Annotated in this window: 15 protein-coding genes; 7 read left to right on the top strand and 8 right to left on the bottom strand. The window is 69.3% G+C overall.

The annotated features are described in order from the left end of the window. Positions 1-3 precede the first annotated feature (3 nt). Positions 4-960 carry a GNAT family N-acetyltransferase gene (locus tag BM417_RS14975; protein WP_177320438.1) on the top strand — a complete coding sequence of 319 codons (957 nt, stop codon included), beginning with the start codon at positions 4-6 and terminating at the stop codon, positions 958-960. On the opposite strand, the gene pdxR is transcribed toward BM417_RS14975, so the two are convergent. Further along, positions 944-2,314 carry a MocR-like pyridoxine biosynthesis transcription factor PdxR gene (gene pdxR / locus BM417_RS14970; protein ID WP_093593195.1) on the bottom strand — a complete coding sequence of 457 codons (1,371 nt, stop codon included), beginning with the start codon at positions 2,312-2,314 and terminating at the stop codon, positions 944-946. The two genes, BM417_RS14975 and pdxR, sit on opposite strands and share 17 nt — an antisense overlap. 67 nt (positions 2,315-2,381) lie before the next feature. Here pdxR and BM417_RS14965 point away from each other — a divergent pair, with 67 nt between their 5' ends. Beyond that, complete coding sequence (locus BM417_RS14965; RefSeq protein WP_093593192.1) at positions 2,382-3,026, top strand: pyridoxamine 5'-phosphate oxidase family protein; 645 nt, start codon at positions 2,382-2,384, stop codon at positions 3,024-3,026. Here the strand turns inward: BM417_RS14965 and BM417_RS14960 are convergent. The 4 genes from BM417_RS14960 to BM417_RS14945 all read right to left on the bottom strand — a co-directional run bounded on the left by BM417_RS14960 (position 3,007) and on the right by BM417_RS14945 (position 6,368). After that, positions 3,007-3,465, bottom strand: a complete 459-nt coding sequence (locus BM417_RS14960) for a cysteine dioxygenase (protein ID WP_093593189.1) — start codon at positions 3,463-3,465, stop codon at positions 3,007-3,009. The two genes, BM417_RS14965 and BM417_RS14960, sit on opposite strands and share 20 nt — an antisense overlap. 118 nt (positions 3,466-3,583) lie before the next feature. Further along, positions 3,584-4,651, bottom strand: a complete 1,068-nt coding sequence (locus tag BM417_RS14955; RefSeq protein WP_093593186.1) for a cystathionine gamma-lyase — start codon at positions 4,649-4,651, stop codon at positions 3,584-3,586. Then, on the bottom strand, positions 4,648-5,658 hold the full coding sequence (locus BM417_RS14950; RefSeq protein WP_093593183.1) for an NAD(P)H-dependent glycerol-3-phosphate dehydrogenase: 1,011 nt from the start codon (positions 5,656-5,658) through the stop codon (positions 4,648-4,650). Before BM417_RS14950 ends, BM417_RS14955 begins: the two co-directional genes overlap by 4 nt. Before the next feature lie 2 nt (positions 5,659-5,660). Continuing rightward, entirely contained in the window at positions 5,661-6,368 is a 708-nt protein-coding gene (locus BM417_RS14945; protein ID WP_093593180.1) for a lysophospholipid acyltransferase family protein, read from the bottom strand. 71 nt (positions 6,369-6,439) lie between these two features. Here BM417_RS14945 and cofC point away from each other — a divergent pair, with 71 nt between their 5' ends. The 3 genes from cofC to BM417_RS14930 all read left to right on the top strand — a co-directional run bounded on the left by cofC (position 6,440) and on the right by BM417_RS14930 (position 9,396). Beyond that, entirely contained in the window at positions 6,440-7,063 is a 624-nt protein-coding gene (cofC, locus tag BM417_RS14940) for a 2-phospho-L-lactate guanylyltransferase (RefSeq protein ID WP_093593791.1), read from the top strand. Positions 7,064-7,116: 53 nt separating this feature from the next. Beyond that, complete coding sequence (locus BM417_RS14935; RefSeq protein ID WP_093593177.1) at positions 7,117-8,091, top strand: hypothetical protein; 975 nt, start codon at positions 7,117-7,119, stop codon at positions 8,089-8,091. A 138-nt stretch (positions 8,092-8,229) separates the two neighbouring features. Continuing rightward, entirely contained in the window at positions 8,230-9,396 is a 1,167-nt protein-coding gene (locus tag BM417_RS14930; RefSeq protein ID WP_093593174.1) for an acyltransferase family protein, read from the top strand. Here BM417_RS14930 and BM417_RS14925 read toward each other — a convergent pair. Further along, the gene (locus BM417_RS14925) at positions 9,318-10,850 is read right to left on the bottom strand and encodes an LVIVD repeat-containing protein (RefSeq protein ID WP_143138651.1); all 1,533 of its coding nucleotides are present in this window, start codon (positions 10,848-10,850) and stop codon (positions 9,318-9,320) included. The genes BM417_RS14930 and BM417_RS14925 overlap by 79 nt on opposite strands. 313 nt (positions 10,851-11,163) lie before the next feature. Here BM417_RS14925 and BM417_RS14915 point away from each other — a divergent pair, with 313 nt between their 5' ends. Together BM417_RS14915 and BM417_RS14910 are read left to right on the top strand one after the other, a co-directional pair. Further along, a complete protein-coding gene (locus BM417_RS14915; protein WP_093593165.1) occupies positions 11,164-13,446 on the top strand; it encodes an RNA degradosome polyphosphate kinase in 2,283 nt (760 codons plus the stop codon). Further along, on the top strand, positions 13,446-14,363 hold the full coding sequence (locus tag BM417_RS14910) for an NUDIX hydrolase (RefSeq protein ID WP_245821937.1): 918 nt from the start codon (positions 13,446-13,448) through the stop codon (positions 14,361-14,363). The genes BM417_RS14915 and BM417_RS14910 overlap by 1 nt, the downstream gene beginning before the upstream one ends. Before the next feature lie 887 nt (positions 14,364-15,250). Here BM417_RS14910 and BM417_RS14905 read toward each other — a convergent pair. Together BM417_RS14905 and leuD are read right to left on the bottom strand one after the other, a co-directional pair. Next, positions 15,251-15,907, bottom strand: coding sequence for an HU family DNA-binding protein (locus BM417_RS14905; RefSeq protein WP_093593159.1), 657 nt, complete (start codon positions 15,905-15,907; stop codon positions 15,251-15,253). Positions 15,908-16,093: 186 nt separating this feature from the next. Continuing rightward, positions 16,094-16,696 (bottom strand): 3-isopropylmalate dehydratase small subunit, encoded by a 603-nt coding sequence (gene leuD / locus BM417_RS14900; protein WP_093593157.1) that lies wholly within the window; start codon positions 16,694-16,696, stop codon positions 16,094-16,096. Between the last annotated feature and the right edge of the window lies 1 nt (position 16,697).

Raw genomic sequence — 16,697 nt, 5'->3', positions numbered from 1 at the left:
CACGTGCTGGAGATCAAACCGCTCGACCTGGACGACGAGGCCGCGGTTCAGGCCTATGCGGACGTGCGGATCGCAGCCCATCCGGCGTCGAGCAGGGAGCGGATCGTCGCGTCACTGCGGGAGTCGAACCCGGACTTCGGTGAGGTGATCCGCCTGATCGCCCGCCATGACGGCGAGGGCGTCGGCATCGCCTCCGTCGGTCTGCTCGGCGGCGCGAACGCACGGCTGGCGGTCGGCCCGATCACCGTGCACCCAGGTCACCGCAGGCGCGGTGTCGGCACCGCGCTGCTGGAGGCGTTGCTGCGGGAGTTGCGCGCCCGAGGCCGGGACACGCTCGAGAGCTGGGGTGTGACCAAGGACAGCGCGGGTGAACGCTGGGCGGTGGCGCGCGGGTTCCACGTGGCCGCGTCCCGGGTGATGCAGCTGCTGACGGTCGCCGACGCCGATCCTGCTTCCTGGGAACTGGCGGCACCGTCCGGATATCGGGTAGAACGGTGGATCGGCGAAACGCCGGAGCACCTGCTGGCGTCGGTGGCCGGAACCCGGCAGTCGATCAACGACGCCCCGGCCACGGAGTCGGCGGTGCGCGCACCGGTGTGGACGCCGGACGCGGTGCGCACCGACGAGGCCGAGGCACGGGCGGCCGGCGTCGAGCAGCGTGTCGTCGTCGCCGTCGAGGAAGCCACCGGGCTCGTCGTGGCGTTGACCGTCGTGCCGCTCCATCCCGGCGACACGACGTCCGCGCGCTGGCAGGACACGGTGGTCACGCCCGCCCATCGCGGCCACGGGCTCGGCGGCCTCGTCAAGGCGCACATGGTGCGGTGGCTGCTCGCGGACCGGCCGGAACTCGAACGCATCGACACCGGAACCGACGCGGCCAACTCCCACATGATCCGGGTGAACGAGCAGCTGGGCTTCGTCACGGACCGCGCGGTGGTCGTGGTCAGCCGCTCGTTCTGAGCAGCTCGGTCAGCACCGGCAGGGCGCTCACCAGCTGTTCCCGCGAGCACGCGCTGTACCCGATGACGAGGCCGTGCAGCTTGGCCCGGTTCACGTAGTGCCGGGCCAGGCCGTCCACCCGCAGGCCGCGTTCGAGCGCCTGCCTGGTGAGCTCGCGTTCCCGTTCGGCACCGGGCAGCAGCACCACGACGTGCGCGCCCGCGTCGTCCCCGAGCACCTCGATTCCGGCGTCCGCGAACGTGTCGATGATGAGCGCGCGGCGTTCGGACAGCTCGCGGCGCAGCTTGCGCAGGTGCCGGCCGAGGTCGCCCATGCGGGCCAGTTCGACGACGACCCGCTGGCCCGCGGCGGACGGGCTGGTGCCGGTCAGGTCGCGATGTTCCAGCACGGTCGTGGCGATGTGCTCCGGCGCGACCATCCAGCCCGCGCCCAGGGTGGGTGTGAGGATCTTGCTCGTGGTGCCGAGGTGGACCACGACGTCCGGGGCGAGCGCCGCCAGTGACGGCAGCGGGGCGACGTCGTAGCGGAGTTCGCCGTCGTAGTCGTCCTCGATGACGAGCCAGCCGTCGCGGCGGGCCCGTTCGACCAGCGCGACCCTCCGGCCCGCCGACATGCGGCCGCCCAGCGGGTACTGGTGGGCGGGCGAGCAGTAGACGGCCTTCACGCCCGCCGGTACGGCTTCCGGCAGCAGCCCTTCGGCGTCGACCGCCGCCTGGACGACCTTCAGGCCGTTGGCGCGGAAGACGCCCACCGCCCGTTGGTAGCCAGGTTCCTCGACGGCCACGGCGTCGCCGCGCTTCAGCACCGCGACCGCGATCTCGGTCAGCACGGCGGTGGTGCCGCCGGTGGCCAGCACCGGGTCGGCGTTGACGGCCAGGCCTCGGTGCCGCAGCAGGTGTTCGGCGATGGCCTCGCGGTACTCGGGCAGGCCCGCGCGTTCGGGACGGGACAACGGGGGCGCGTCCGCCGCCGCGCGCCACGCCCTGCGCCAGGCCGCGCGATCGAGGCCACCGGCCCAGGGCGCGCCGGTACCGAGGTCCACGAAATCGGTGATGGCGGGCGCGACCGGCTTGCGCGAACGTTTGCGCAACGGGCCGGGCGGCGTCGTGGTGACGTACGTGCCGGAGCCGTGCCGGCCGGCGATCCAGCCTTCCGCGTGCAACTGTTCGTAGGCGGCGGCGGTGACCGTGCGGGAGACTCCGAGACTGTCGGCCAACGCGCGCGTGGACGGCAAACGGTCGCCCGCGCGAAGGCGTCCCTCCGACGCCGCCGAGCGGAGTGCGTCGGCGAGTTGGACGGCGAGCGGCTCGGCGGACTCGCGGTCCAGCGCGACGGGAAGTGCGGTCTCAGCCAAAGTGGCCTTCTCAGATCGATCAGAAATGGCGCTTCAATGATGCCACTTCCCCGCGCACAGTAGAGACATGACCTCTGACGTGCAGCTCTCTCCCACCCCGCGCAGCACCGTGATCCGCGGCAAGAAGCGAGCCGTCGAAGACCGCCAGGTGCTCTACGACATCCTCGACGCGGGCCTCGTGTGCCATCTCTCCGTGGAGGTCGACGGGGCGCCGTTCCTCATCCCCACCGCGTACGGGCGGGACGGCAACACCATCTTCCTGCACGGGTCGACGGGCTCACGGTCCATCAGGAGCATGCTCGAAGGCAAGCAGGTCTGCGTCGCGGTCACGCTGGTGGACGGCGTCGTCTACTCGCGGTCGGTGTTCCACCACTCGATGAACTACCGGTCGGCGATCATCCACGGCACCGCGAAGATCGCCGAGGACACGCAGCACGCCCTGCGCACGATCGTCGAGCACGTCACGCCGGGCAGCTGGGACTACGCGCGGCAACCGTCCAAGAAGGAGCTCGCGCAGACGGCCGCGCTGGAGATCGACCTCACCGAGGCGAGCGTGAAGGTGCGCGACGGCGGGCCGGGCGAGGAGCCGTCGGACCTCGAAGCCAACCTCGTGTGGGCCGGGCACATGCCGCTCATCCAGTCGTGGGGTGCGCCGGTGCCGCACGAGACGGACAAGGCGATCCCGCCACACGTCAGCGCACGGGGCCGTTGACCGGGTCGTAGCGGTACTGGGTCATGGCGCGTGCGCCGTGGCGGTACACGTGGATCGACACGGCCGGATCCACACCGTCATTGCGCACCTGGTGCACGTAGCCGGGGCCCCACACACGTGACTGACCGGTGTGCAGCGTGTGCACGACCTGGATCTTCGTGGTCACGACCTCGGTCAGCAGGCCGCTGACCACGGTGAACGCGCCGGAGGTGTGGTCGTGGTCGTGCAGCGACGCGACCTGACCGGGGAGCCAGCTCATCAGCCAGATCTCCTGGTCACCGGTCTTGTCGACCAGCGCCGAGAAGCGCTCTTCCGGGTCGTACCGGAGCAGGTGCTTCCAGCGGTCGCGGTCGGCCGCCCACGCCAAAGCCACCCGGACGGGGTGCAGCAGCTGGGTGTTTTCAGGCAGTACGACGCTGTTCTCGGGAACGGCGAACATCGGGGAAAAGTCCTAACCAGGCGAGTGCGCGAAAAGAGGACGCGGGACTATCGCCAGGTACAACAGCAACATGCGTTGAAGGACATGGAGCAGAGGGTCCCGAAAACGGGACCCTCCGTCAATCCAGTCCCAAAGCGTGGGACACGTCCGCGACCAGATCGCGAGTGTCCTCACAACCGGCCGAGAAACGCACCAGGCCCTCGGGCACCGGGTCGCCGAACTGGGCTCGCCGGTCCGCGGTCGAGTGCAGGCCGCCGAACGACGTCGCCGCCGACACGAGCTTCGAGCGCGAGAGGAACTTCTCGACGGCGGCCACGTCCGGCAGTTCGAACGTCAGCACGCCGTTGAACCGCCGCATCTGCTGCGCCGCCACGAGGTACGCGGGGTCGTCCGACGCGCCCGGCCAGCGCAGGTTCGCCACCCGGCCCTTGAGCAACGCGTGGATCGCCGCCGCGTTCTCCGCCTGCCGCGCGAGCCGCAGGTCCAGGGTTCCCAGGCCGCGCAACGCGAGCCACGTCTCGAACGGACCGGGAATCGCGCCGCTCATCGTCCGCGCGTCCCGCACCTTCGTGGCCAGCTCGGGAGAAGCCGTCGTCACGTGTCCGAAGAGGACGTCGCTGTGGCCCGCGACCGCCTTGGTGTCCGAGGCCACCACGATGTCCGCGCCCAGCTCCAGCGGCCGCTGTCCCAACGGCGTCGCGGTCGTGTTGTCCACGGCCAGCAACGCGCCCGCAGCGTGCGCCTGCGCGGCCAGCTCCGCGATGTCGCAGACGTCCAGACCGGGGTTCGACGGCGTCTCCAGCAGGACCAGCCGAACGCCCTCGAAGGACGGATACGGTCCGGCCGTGGGCACCTCGACCACGTTCACGTCCATTTCGGACACGAACTTCCGCGTCAGGAAGTAGCCGTCCGACGGAACGACCAGAGTGTCCCCAGTGGACAGAACAGTCCGCAGCAACGTCGAGATGGCCGCCATCCCGGACGGGAAGACGACGCACTCCCCGCCTTCCAAAGACCCCAACGCGGCTTCGAGAGCCCGCCAGGTCGGATTGCCGGCGCGGCCGTAGTAGTCCTGGCCACCCAGGTGGTACGCCGACGCGAACACCGGCTGCGCGCCGAACGGTTCGCCCGGCTCACCCTGGGTGGCGTGCACGACTCGCGTGCCGTCACCGAAGTCGGGGGTCACTGGCGTTCGTGCTTCCGGTCACGGCCCAGCAGCGCGGCACCGAGGTCCCGCACGCTCAGCCCGTCGTGGCAGACCTTGTGGATGCCTTCGGTGATCGGCATGTCGACGCCGTTCGCCGCCGCGAGCTCGCGGATCGACGAGCAGGACTTCACGCCCTCGGCGACCTGTCCGTGCGCGGCTTCCTGCGCCTGCGCGAGAGTGTCGCCGCGCCCGAGCCGTTCGCCGAAGGACCGGTTGCGCGACAACGGCGACGCGCACGTCGCCACCAGGTCGCCCAGCCCGGCGAGGCCCGCGAACGTCAGCGGGTCGGCACCCAGGGCCGCGCCCAGCCGTGCCGTCTCGGCCAGGCCGCGCGTGATGATCGACGCCATCGTGTTGTCGCCGTAGCCCATGCCCGCGGCCATGCCGCACGCCAGCGCGATGACGTTCTTGCACGCCCCGCCCAGCTCGCAGCCGACCACGTCGGTGTTGGTGTATGGGCGGAAGTACGAGTTCGAGCACGCGAGCTGAAGGTCGACCGCGCGGTCGTGGTCCGTGCACGCGATGACGGTCGCGGTCGGCTGCTCGACGGCGATCTCCTTGGCCAGGTTCGGCCCGGACACCACGGCGACCTGCGACTCGTCGACGCCGGCGACCTCGCGGATCACCTCGCTCATCCGCTTCAGCGTGCCGAGCTCGACGCCCTTGGACAGCGACACCAGCGTCGCGTCCGGCGGCAGCAGTTCCTTCCACGCCGACAGGTTCACCCGCAGCGTCTGCGACGGCACGGCCAGCACCACCGCGTCCGCCCCGTCCAGCGCCTTCGCCGGGTCGGAGGTGGCCCCGAGGTTGGGCGGCAACGAGATGCCGGGCAGGTAGCCGGAGTTCACGCGGGTCTCGGTGATCTCCGAGGCGACCTCCTGACGCCGCGACCACAGCACGACCTCGGGACCGGAGTCCGCGATGACCTTCGCGAAGGCCGTGCCCCACGAACCGGAGCCGAGCACCGCAACACGTTCGATCGCCATGGTCAGGCCTTCCTCGGTCCGTAGAAGCCCTCGGGGGCCGGCTCCTGACGCACCTCGGCCAGGTGCTCCTTGACCGCGCCCATCAGCAGGTCCGTGACCTCGCGCAGCATCGGGAGCGTCTCCTCCTTGCCGCGGTACGCGGAGAGGTCGACCGGTTCGCCGACGAAGTGCGTGATCGTCTTGCGCGGGAACGGCCGGAACTTCTTCTGGTAGTGGTTGTAGAGGTCGAGCGTGCCCCAGCGGGCGACGGGGATGACCGGGCCGTCGTGCTGCAAGGCCAGCCGGGCCACGCCGGTGCGCGAGTTCGCGGGCCAGCCGTCGGGGTCCTTGGTGATCGTGCCCTCCGGGTAGATCACCACGATCAGACCGGTCGCCAGCGCCTTGTGCGCCTCGCGCAGGCTCTGCTGGGCGTCCGTGGTGCCCCGGTAGACGGGGATCTGGTTCGCGCCCTTCAGGATCCGGCCCATGATCGGCACGTTCCACAGGCTGTGCTTCGCGAGGAAGTGGGGCACCCGGTAGCGGCGGTGCACGAACACGGCGTCGTAGCACGGGTCGAGGTGCGAGATGTGGTTCATGACGAGCAGGGCCGCCCCCTGGCGCGGGATGCGCTCCCCGTGCAGGATCCGGTGCCTGCCCAGCACGAACGACATGGGGTAGACGATCGCCGCGGCGACCCCGACCCAGAAGCCGCCCTTCTCCCTGTTGGCCACGAGGCCTCTCCTAACCTGCGTAGATCTGCGCCCGAGAGCACAGTAGTCCGCGAATCGTGGACTATGGCGAGGTGCGGGATGAAGTTGACCTAGTGGTCCCGGTCAAGACCCTCGACAGGGCCAAGACCAGGCTGACCAGCGCGACCGGCGGAGATCCGGTCTCACACGCGGCGCTGGCGCTCGCGCTCGCCCTCGACACGGTGAGCGCCGCGATCGCCACCCCCGGCGTCCGCCGAGTGGTCACGATCACATCGGACCCGGCCGTCGCGTCCGAAATGGCCGCTCTCGGTGTCGAGTCGCTGCCGGAGCCCGCCGAGCCCGGGCTCAACGCGGCGCTGAAGCACGGCGCGCGCACGCTCCGGTCGTCCCGCATCGGCGCGCTCCAGGCCGACCTGCCGGCGCTCAGGCCCGACGAGTTGCAGGCCGCGCTCGAAGCGGCGGCCGGGCGGCGCGCGTTCGTCCCGGACCGGCAGGGCACCGGCACGACGCTGCTCCTCGCCGCGCCCGGCGGGGAGCTCGACCCGAGGTTCGGCGTCGGATCGGCCGGGCACCACCGCGTTTCCGGTGCGGTCGCGCTGATCGGGGCGTGGCCGTCGTTGCGCTGTGACGTGGACACGGAAGAGGATCTGCGGCTTGCGCAGATGCTCGGTCTCGGCACGCACACCGCGAACGCCTTGCCCGCCTGGACAACCTGAGCAGTCGTCACGCGTCTTCCGGGTCACCGGGGTGATCACGACTTGGGAGACTGATGCGAGCGCTCATCGCGCTGGCGGGTGTCACGGCCCTCGCGGGCTGTGTGGCCGCCTTTCCGATCGACCGTCCATCCGACTACACGGCCGAGAGCAAGCTCAGCACGTGCAAGGTGGACCTGCCCCAGGACTGGAAAGACGGCCTGTCGCGCAACAGGACAGAGGCGGGCTCGCACGAGAAGGTCACCGTCGTCGCCGCGAACGAGGACGCCGGCACGACGCTGGTGAAGACCACGCGCAACAGGACCACCGAGCTCGTGCTGCGTGATCACGGGAAACGCCAGCAGGTCATGGCGGTGCAGAACGACGCGCAGCTCTTCGGCGTCGAGTTCGACGGCCGCTGGGTGACGTTCTCCACGACGCCGAACCCGGCCGACCACACCACCACGACCTACGCGTGGGACTCGCGCGACGACGGCGCTCCCGTGCGGATCGGCGCCAGCGGGGCGGTGGTGCACAACGGCAAAGCCGCCTGGTCGGACAGCAAAGGCGTGCACCTCTACGACCTCGCCAAGAAGAAGGACAGGATCGTCGGCCAGGGCAAGGAACCCGTGTTCCTCGGCGACGCGGTCATCTGGCTGCAGGACGGCAAGTTCCGCGCCGAGGCGGCGTTGCCCGAGCAGCTGACGAACGCGGAACCCGCCGGCGGCGTGGCCTCCGACGGTCGCACGGTGGTGTGGGCGCAGGACTCCGAACTGCGCGGCTGGCGCGAGGGCTGGACGGAACCGCGTGAGCTGGCCGGGATCAGGTCCGTGCCGAGGACGGAAGGCATCGTGTTCCCGCGGGTCAGCGGCGACTTCGTGTCGTGGCAGTCCGAGTCGTCCTACGTCACGGACATCCGCAGCGGCGCGACCATGCACACGACCGAGGGCGCCTACTGGCTGGAAGTCCACGGCGGAGCGTTGACGCAGCAGGGCTGGCGCGTCGCGGCGGCCACCCCGCTGTCGGAGCTTTCACCGCTGCGCAGGTGTTAAGTCCGTGACGAACGCCACGAAAGTGTTGGTTCAAGCAACGCAACGGGGAACCCCGGCACCTTTACATCCGTATCCCCTGCTGCAAACGACGTATCCCCCGACGTCGTTCCCCGACGCTTGGCCCAGAGGTGTACCTGCATGAGTTCACTGACGCACGCCGACTACCTGGCGTTGCGCCGCTTTCCCGCTCTCGACGGCCTGCGCGCCATTGCCGCGGTGCTCGTCGTCTTCTTCCACTACGGCGGCCCCGACTGGCTCCAGGGCTGGGCCGGTGTCCAGATGTTCTTCGTCCTCAGCGGATTCCTGATCACGACGCTGATGCTGCGTGAGGAGCGCAGGACCGGCGAGATCTCGCTCAGCGAGTTCTACCTGCGGCGGGCGTTCCGGATTCTCCCGGTCTACTTCGTGATCCTGCTCGTGACGGCCGTCGCCTCGGCGTTCTACGGCACGTTCGTCAGCAACGGGATCGGCCCCGCGCTCAAGTACTTCCTCACGTTCACCAACGAGTTCGCCGGCGCCAGCCCGTACGGACAGTCCTGGTCGCTGGGCATCGAGCAGAAGTTCTACCTGGTCTGGCCGCTGGTGGCGATCGCGCTGGGCACCGTCGTGCTGCGCCGCCGTGCCGGTGCGGCCGCCCTCGGCATGCTGCTCGCGCTCGTGGTCGTGAACTTCACGGCGTCGCACAGCAACCCCGGCTGGCCGCTGCACTACTTCTCGATCCTGACCGGCGTGCTGCTCGCGGTCGCGCTGCACAGCCCGCGCGGGTTCGCCCTGCTGCGCCCGCTCACGAGCCGGCTCGCGCAGGTGATCGTCGCCGTGGGATTCGTCGCGGTGCACCTGAGTGTGAAGCCGATCGCCGCATTCCTCGACGGGATCAACGGAATCCCCGGTCACGTGCTGGTCATCCCGGTGTACGCGCTCGCGACGGCAGTGCTGCTGACCGCGATGATCGCGCCGGGACCGGCCACGACCTTCCTGTCCACGAAGCCGATGCAGTTCGTCGGCGAGCGCTCGTACTCGCTGTACCTGGTGCAGACGATCGCCGCGACGATCATCGCGTTCTTCTGGCCAGCGTTGTCCGGCCTCGGTCAGTCCGTCGTGGTCACGGCGCTGGGACTGGCGCTGGCGAGTGTTCTGCACGCGACCGTGGAGATCCCGATGATCAACCTCGGCCGGCGCGTGATCACCCGCCAGCGCGCGAAAGCCGCCGTCAAGGCAGGGCTCGCTCAGCAGGGTGCGCCGCAGGCTCCCACACCGCAGTCCGAGTCGTCGCGGTTCGCGACCATCGGGCAGGCCCAGCCGTAGAACGGGTTCGGGGCGAGCGGCACGGGTTCCCGGTCGCTCTCCCTGGCCAGTTCCCTGGCGTGGTGGGCGGTGAGCGTCACGGGAGTGCCGCTCGCCTGGGCCTCGTAGGCGCCCTTCTCCAGCTGAAGGATCTCGACGCCGCGCGAGATGTCCGCCACGAACACGGTGTCGCGGTGCCAGTACGGCGCCCACGAGGTCGCGGTGTCCGGCCGCCAGTACCCGATCTGGATCGGCTTGGCGGGGTTGGAGATGTCGAGGAACCTCGTGCCCTGGTTGTACCAGGAGTAGGCGACGATCCTCTTCTGCACGTCGAAGTAGTGCGCGGAACACGTGACGTTGCCGGGGATCGTGCCCTCCTGGTCGTCCGGGCTCCAGATGCCGACGGTCTTCATCTCCTTGGGCTGCTCGCCCCAGCCCTCACCGTTGTGCGTGCCCTGCAGTGAGGAAATGACGAACCTTCCCTCGGTCTTGCAGGTCGGCGAACCGAACGCCTCCTCGGTGTGCAGCAGCAACGAGCCCGCTGGGTTCTCCCGCGTGGGCAACGGGCCGTCGAGCAGCGTGCGGCCGATCGGGCGGAACGAGTTGTGGGTGAACGAGGTCGGCATGTCCGCCTTCGGCACCGTGCCTCCCGCGTACGCGACGGGATCCCACGCCTTCGCCTCGCGGTACTTGCCGCTCAACGGGTCGCGGTGCCAGCCCTGCGTGTAGTAGCCGCGGGTGCCGTCATCGCCCGCGACCCACGCGATTCCCTGCGCGTCGACCTGGACGTCGTGCGTGATCTTCCCCTCGCCGGCCTTGCCGCGGACGTCGACGGAGACCGGAAGTTCCTTCGGGGTCTTCGGATCGCGGATGTCCGTGACGAAGATCCGCCCGGTCCTGGCGTCCGACCTGTCCAGTCCTGCCGTCCAGAGGAACTGACAGTCGTTGACACAGGTGCTGGTGTGACCGGTGTTCTGCCGGTGAAAGCTGAGGATCTTGAGGTCGGCGGGGTCCACAGCGGACACGATGTAGTTGCCGGTCGGGCGGTCGCCGGGCAGTGCGCGCCCGAAGGAGTTGACCTCCCGCGCCAGGAACGCGAGCTTGCGCTTGGGGTCGACGTTGATGTCCTCGTTCTCCCAGAAGCGCTTCGTCGGGTCGTCACCCGGCAGCGCCATCTCCTCCTTCGTGAGGTGGTCGAGGAGCTTGGGCTTGTCGAGGTCGGTGACGTCGAACGTCTTGAGCCCGGTCTCCATGCTCACGAACGCCACGTCGCGCTTGCCGTACTGGGCGAACGCGATCGAGATGGCCCGTTCGGTACCGGGAAGTGAGGCTTTCAGGCGAACGTTCTTGGCTGCCGCCTGGAGTCGTGGTTTGTCCACCTGGGGAGTCCTGGGTTCGGCTGAGGCAGCCGAAGCCAGTCCTGCCGTGGTGAAGGCCAACAGGGTCGCCGCGGTGATCGTGGCCATAACCTTCATGGATCGACCCTGGCAGCGGCGCGAATGAGACGAGTACCGACGAACGTCTAGGGTTCTGGTCCGTGCAGGCGACCGTGTCTACTTTTAACAGTGACGGCTCTGCCGTCGTTCTGCGTGATGACGGCGTTCTCGTCGACGTGAGTGCCGAAGCCGTCACGGCGGGTGGCTGGCGAATGCTGCGTCCGGGGCAGCGGGTGACCCTCGAACGTAGCCCTGACGGAGCCGTTACCGCTCTTCGAATGCCTGTTCTGTGACGAGGAGTTCACCGAACGGACGTCCTGCTTAGGGGCACTTCCGACGATAGTGCGCCACAATGCGTGACGTGAGCAAGGACGACGGCAACGACGGTAAGGCGACCCCCTCGCGACGCCGCACCCCGCGTGCGAAAGCGGAAGCGGCGACCCCGCGCAAGCAGCCTCGCGCGGCGACCCGGCGAGTGTCCACCACGCGGGCGAAGGTCGAACGAGGCCCGACGGCCGCCGCTCCGTTGCGCGGCGTGCCTTCCGCACCGCCCGCCGTGACGTCGAGCGCGATACCGACCGACCTGCCGGACGACCGGTATTTCAACCGTGAACTGTCCTGGTTGGACTTCAACGCCCGCGTGCTCGCCCTGGCCGAGGACTCCTCGCAGCCGTTGCTGGAGCGCGCGAAGTTCCTCGCGATCTTCGCCTCGAACCTGGACGAGTTCTACATGGTCCGGGTCGCGGGCCTGAAGCGGCGCGCGGAGACCGGTCTCTCGGTGCGCAGCGCGGACGGGCTCACCCCGCAGGAGCAGCTCGTGTCGATCTCCAAGCGCTCGCAGGAGCTCGTGGAGCAGCACGCCCGCGCGTTCCTCGACCACATCCGGCCCGGTCTGGAAGAGCACCGGATCAGCATCGTGACGTGGGGCGACCTCACGGACTACGACCGGCTGAGGCTCTCCAACTACTTCAGCGAGCAGGTCTTCCCGGTCCTGACGCCGCTGGCCGTCGACCCGGCGCACCCGTTCCCCTACATCTCGGGGCTGTCGCTGAACCTCGCGGTGACCGTGCGCGATCCCGAGGGCGGCGGCGAGCGGTTCGCCCGCGTGAAGGTGCCGGACAACGTGCCGCGTCTCGTTCGGGTGGAAGGGGACCGGTCGTCTTCTTCCGCGACCTTCCTGCCGCTGGAGGAACTCATCGCCGCGCACCTGGGCGAGCTGTTCACCGGCATGGAGGTCATCGAGTGCCATGCGTTCCGCGTGACGCGCAACGCGGACCTCGAGGTCGAGGAGGACCGCGACGAGGACCTGTTGCAGGCGTTGGAACGCGAGCTCGCCCGGCGCCGGTTCGGCCCGCCGGTGCGCCTGGAAGTCGCCGACGACATGACCGAGCACATGCTCGAGCTGTTGCTGCGGGAGATGGAAGTCGACCCGCACGACGTCGTGACCGTGCCAGGCCTGCTCGATCTGTCGTGCCTGTGGCAGCTCTACGGCATCGACCGCAAGACGTTGAAGGACCCGGCGTTCGTGCCGGCGACGCACCCGGCGTTCGGTGAGCGCGAGACGCCGAAGAGCGTTTTCGCGACGCTGCGCGAGGGCGACGTTCTCGTGCACCACCCGTACGACTCGTTCTCCACGTCCGTGCAGCGCTTCATCGAGCAGGCCGCGGCCGACCCGCACGTGCTCGCCATCAAGCAGACGCTGTACCGCACCTCGGGCGACTCCCCCATCGTGGACGCGCTGATCGACGCGGCCGAGGCGGGCAAGCAGGTCGTGGCGCTGGTCGAGCTGAAGGCGCGCTTCGACGAGCAGGCGAACATCAAGTGGGCGCGAGCGCTGGAAAAGGCCGGCGTGCACGTCGTCTACGGCCTGGTGGGCCTGAAGACGCACTGCAAGACGTCGTTGGTCGTCCGTCAGGAAGGCTCGACGATCCGCCGTTACTGCCACATCGGCACCGGCAACTACAACCCGAAGACCGCGCGGTTGTACGAGGACGTCGGCATCCTGACCGCCGAGCCGACGATCGGCGCGGACCTCACCGACCTCTTCAACGTGCTGACCGGCTACGCGCGCCAGGACGAGTACCGCTCGTTGCTCGTCGCGCCCTACGGCGTCCGCAAGGGAATCGTCGACCGGATCAACCTGGAGATCGAGCGCGCCCAGGCCGGAGGGCCTTCCGGCGTGCGCATCAAGGTGAACTCGCTCGTGGACGAGCAGGTCATCGACGCGCTGTACCGCGCGTCGCAGGCCGGTGTGCCGGTCGACGTGGTCGTGCGCGGCATCTGCGGCCTGAAGCCGGGCATCAAGGGACTGTCGGAGAACATCCAGGTGCGGTCGATCCTGGGCCGGTTCCTGGAGCACTCGCGCGTCTTCCACTTCGTCGCCTGCGACGAGTACTGGATCGGCAGCGCGGACATGATGCACCGCAACCTGGACCGCCGCGTCGAGGTCGCCCTGCGCGTGGCGGACCCGCGTCTGACCAAGCAGCTGGCCGACATGTTCGAATCGGCGCTCGACCCGCACACGCGCTGCTGGGTTCTGCGATCTGACGGAGAATGGGAAGCCTCGCCGTCGGACGGCTCGTCCGTGCGGGACCACCAGATGGAACTGCTGCACAAGCACGGAGCTCTTGGGTGATCAAAGCTGCTGGGGCGGTGCTCTGGCGCGATGCGGACGGAAACGTCGAAGTCGCGGTCGTGCACCGTCAGCGTTATGACGACTGGTCGTTGCCGAAGGGCAAACTTGACCACGGAGAGACGATTCCCGCCTGCGCCGTGCGGGAGATCGAGGAGGAGACGGGCTTCTCCTGCGTGCTCGGCCGCCATCTCCGGCAGGTCTCGTACTCGGTGAAGGACGTGCCGAAGACCGTCGACTACTACGCCGCTCAGGCCGTTTCCGGTTCGTTCGTCCCCAACGAAGAGGTCGACACGTTGCGGTGGCTGCCGGTCGCCGAGGCGTCGGAGTTGCTGACCTACGAACCGGACCGGGACGTGCTGGCGGAGTTCGCGCGCCTGCCCGCGGACCTGTTGGTGGTCGTGCTGGTGCGGCACGCGAAGGCCGGGAAGCGTTCCGAGTGGGACGGCGACGATGACCTCCGCCCGCTCTCAGACGCGGGCTGGCGCCAGGCCGAGGCACTGCGCGCGTTGTTGCCCCTATGGGCACCGGTGCGCGTCCACACGGCGCCCAGGGTGCGTTGCGCGGACACCGTCCGGGCCGTGGCCACGGACCTGTCGGTGGACATGGTCGAGGAGCATCGGCTGTCGGAGGAGGGCTACTGGCCCGACCCGGACGCCGGTCTCGTGCGCCTGCTGGAGGTCGCCGCTCTCGAAGGCCGGGCCGTCGTCTCGTCGCAGGGCGGCGTGATCCCGTCCGTCGTGCAGTCGCTGGCCGAGATGGGCGGACTGCGGCTCGACGAAATCCCCTGCAAGAAGGGCAGCACGTGGGTGCTGGCCTTCACCAGGCCGTTCGGCTCGTGGTCCACTTCGGACTCACCTTCGAGCTGGCCAACGCTGGTGTCGGCGCACTACCTGGCCTCACCGCTGCCACGTCCATAACCGCTGTTGCAGACGTTTTCAGCCGCCGTCTTCCCGCTCTGACGAAAGTTCGCCTGTGGCAACCAAGTCGGGCCGGAAGGCGGCGGTTTCGCTTGCACCGGGGGCGAACGCAGGCGTGCCGGCGTTATTTCTATTGGCGGACCGGGGGTTCGGAGGAACCGCGCCGGGCAATCCTCTCGGCCGGGTTCCGGAATTCCGAGTGGCCCTCGGAGTCGTGCCGCGGGCGGGCCGCCCCTGGGTCGGCGGAACGTTTCCTGAGCCTCGGCACAGTCCTTCCCCGGCTTCTCTTCTGCCTTGTGGCGAATGCGGGACGGCTCTCCAGGCACGCCGACCCCGGCGCGGCGCGCTGGCCCACCTTCCGCCTTTCCCACCGGCCGACGCGCTGGTCTCGCCGCCGCCTCAGCCATCTTCCAGGCGTGCCAGGCAGCTCCTCAACGCCTGCCGCGGCTTCCCGGACGTCCCAAGCGACTCCCCCACCGCCTCCGCCATGTTCCAGGCGCGCCAGGCAGCATCACCGAGCCCGCGGCGGCTTCCCCAAGGCCCGGGCGAACTCGCCCGCCACCTTCGTCGCGCCCCAGGCGTGCCAGGCAGCTTCACCTAGCCCGCAGCGGCTTCCCCAGGACCCAGCGAACTCGCCCACTGCCTGCGTCGCGCCCCAGGCGCGCCAGGCAGCATCACCGAGCCCGCAGCGGCTTCCCCAAGGCCCGGACGAACTCGCCCGCCGCCTTCGTCGCATCCCAGGCGTGCCAGGCACCTCCGCGGCCCCGCCCCCGCCTTTCCCGCAGGCCAAGGACCTTTCCCCGGACACGCGGAAGGCCCCGGTGTGCGCACACCGGGGCCTTCCGCGTGGTTCCTGAAGTGACGCAGCCTCCCTCAGGAGGCCCGTCTCACTTCTTCTTGGCAGCCGTCTTGCGAGCAGCCGGCTTCGCAGCCGCGGTCTTCGCAGCAGGCTTGGCCGCAGCCGTCGTCTTGGCGGCAGCGGGCTTGCGGGCCGCGGGGGCCTTCGCAGCAGCGGCCGGCTTGGCGGCGGTCTTCGTGGCGGTCGCCTTCGCGGGCGCCTTGGCAGCAGCGGGCTTCGCCGCAGCAGCCGTGGTGGTGCGACGGGTCGCGGGCGCCTTGGTGGCGGCCGCGGCCGTGCGGGTACGCGTCGTGGTCGTCGCGCGGGTCGTCGCGGCCTTGGTCGCCGGAGCCTTGGTAGCCGCGGGCTTCGCGGCAGCGGCGGCGGCGGGCTTCGCGGCAGCCTTGGCGGCAACGGCCTTCGGCAGCTTCTTCGCACCGCTGATGACGTCCTTGAACGTCGAGCCGGGGCGGAACGCGGGCACGTTGGTCTTCTTGACCTTCACGGTCTCGCCCGTACGCGGGTTGCGCGCGGTGCGAGCCGCACGGGCGCGCTTCTCGAAGACGCCGAAGCCCGTGATGTTGACCTTCTCGCCCTTGTTGACGCTGCGGACGATCACGTCCACGAGGCCATCAACAGCAGCGCCGGCGGTCTTCTTGTCTCCAAGGCGCTCGGCGAGCGCCTCGATGAGCTGGGCCTTATTCACCGTCAGTCCCTCCCAGGACGCTCACGGCCCTAAGAGACGGGCCGACTAGAACGCAACGGTAGGCCCAAAACGCGAGAAATACCAATCGCCACGCCAGATTTTTCGTTGTGGCGTGGCTAATTGTGCCCCTTCGAGGGACAGGAGGCGCCGGATTCGCCCCTCTGACGGGGAGAATCCGGCCCCCTCTCAGACCGCCGGAAGCGGATCCGTTGTGGGCAACCAAGTCTGGCGATTGCCCTCGAATGCGCTGATCTCAGGCTCGTGGCGCAACGTCAAAGCGATGTCGTCGAGGCCTTCCAGAAGGCGCCAGCGGGTGTAGTCGTCGATCTCGAACGGGGCAACCAAGTCCTTGGCGCGAACGGTCTTGTCGGTGAGGTCCACCGTGACCGCCGTGCCGGGTTCGGACTCCAGCAACTTCCACAGCAGCTCGACATCGGACTGGCTGCACTGCGCCGCCACGAGCCCCTGCTTGCCGGAGTTGCCCCGGAAGATGTCCGCGAACCGGGACGAGATGACGACGCGGAAGCCGTAGTCCATCAACGCCCAGACGGCGTGTTCCCGAGAGGACCCGGTGCCGAAGTCAGGGCCCGCAACGAGGACGCTGCCCGCCTTGAACGGCTCCTGGTTGAGGATGAAGTGCTCGTCGCCGCGCCAGGCGGCGAAGAGCCCGTCCTCGAACCCGGTGCGGGTCACGCGCTTGAGGTAGACGGCCGGGATGATCTGGTCGGTGTCCACGTTGGACCTGCGCAGCGGCACACCGACGCCCGTGTGGGTGGTGAAGGCATCCATG

It is taken from the genome of Lentzea waywayandensis (assembly GCF_900115955.1).
GTDB classification, from domain to species: domain Bacteria; phylum Actinomycetota; class Actinomycetes; order Mycobacteriales; family Pseudonocardiaceae; genus Lentzea; species Lentzea waywayandensis.
This window is presented reverse-complemented; position numbering and strand designations above follow the sequence as displayed.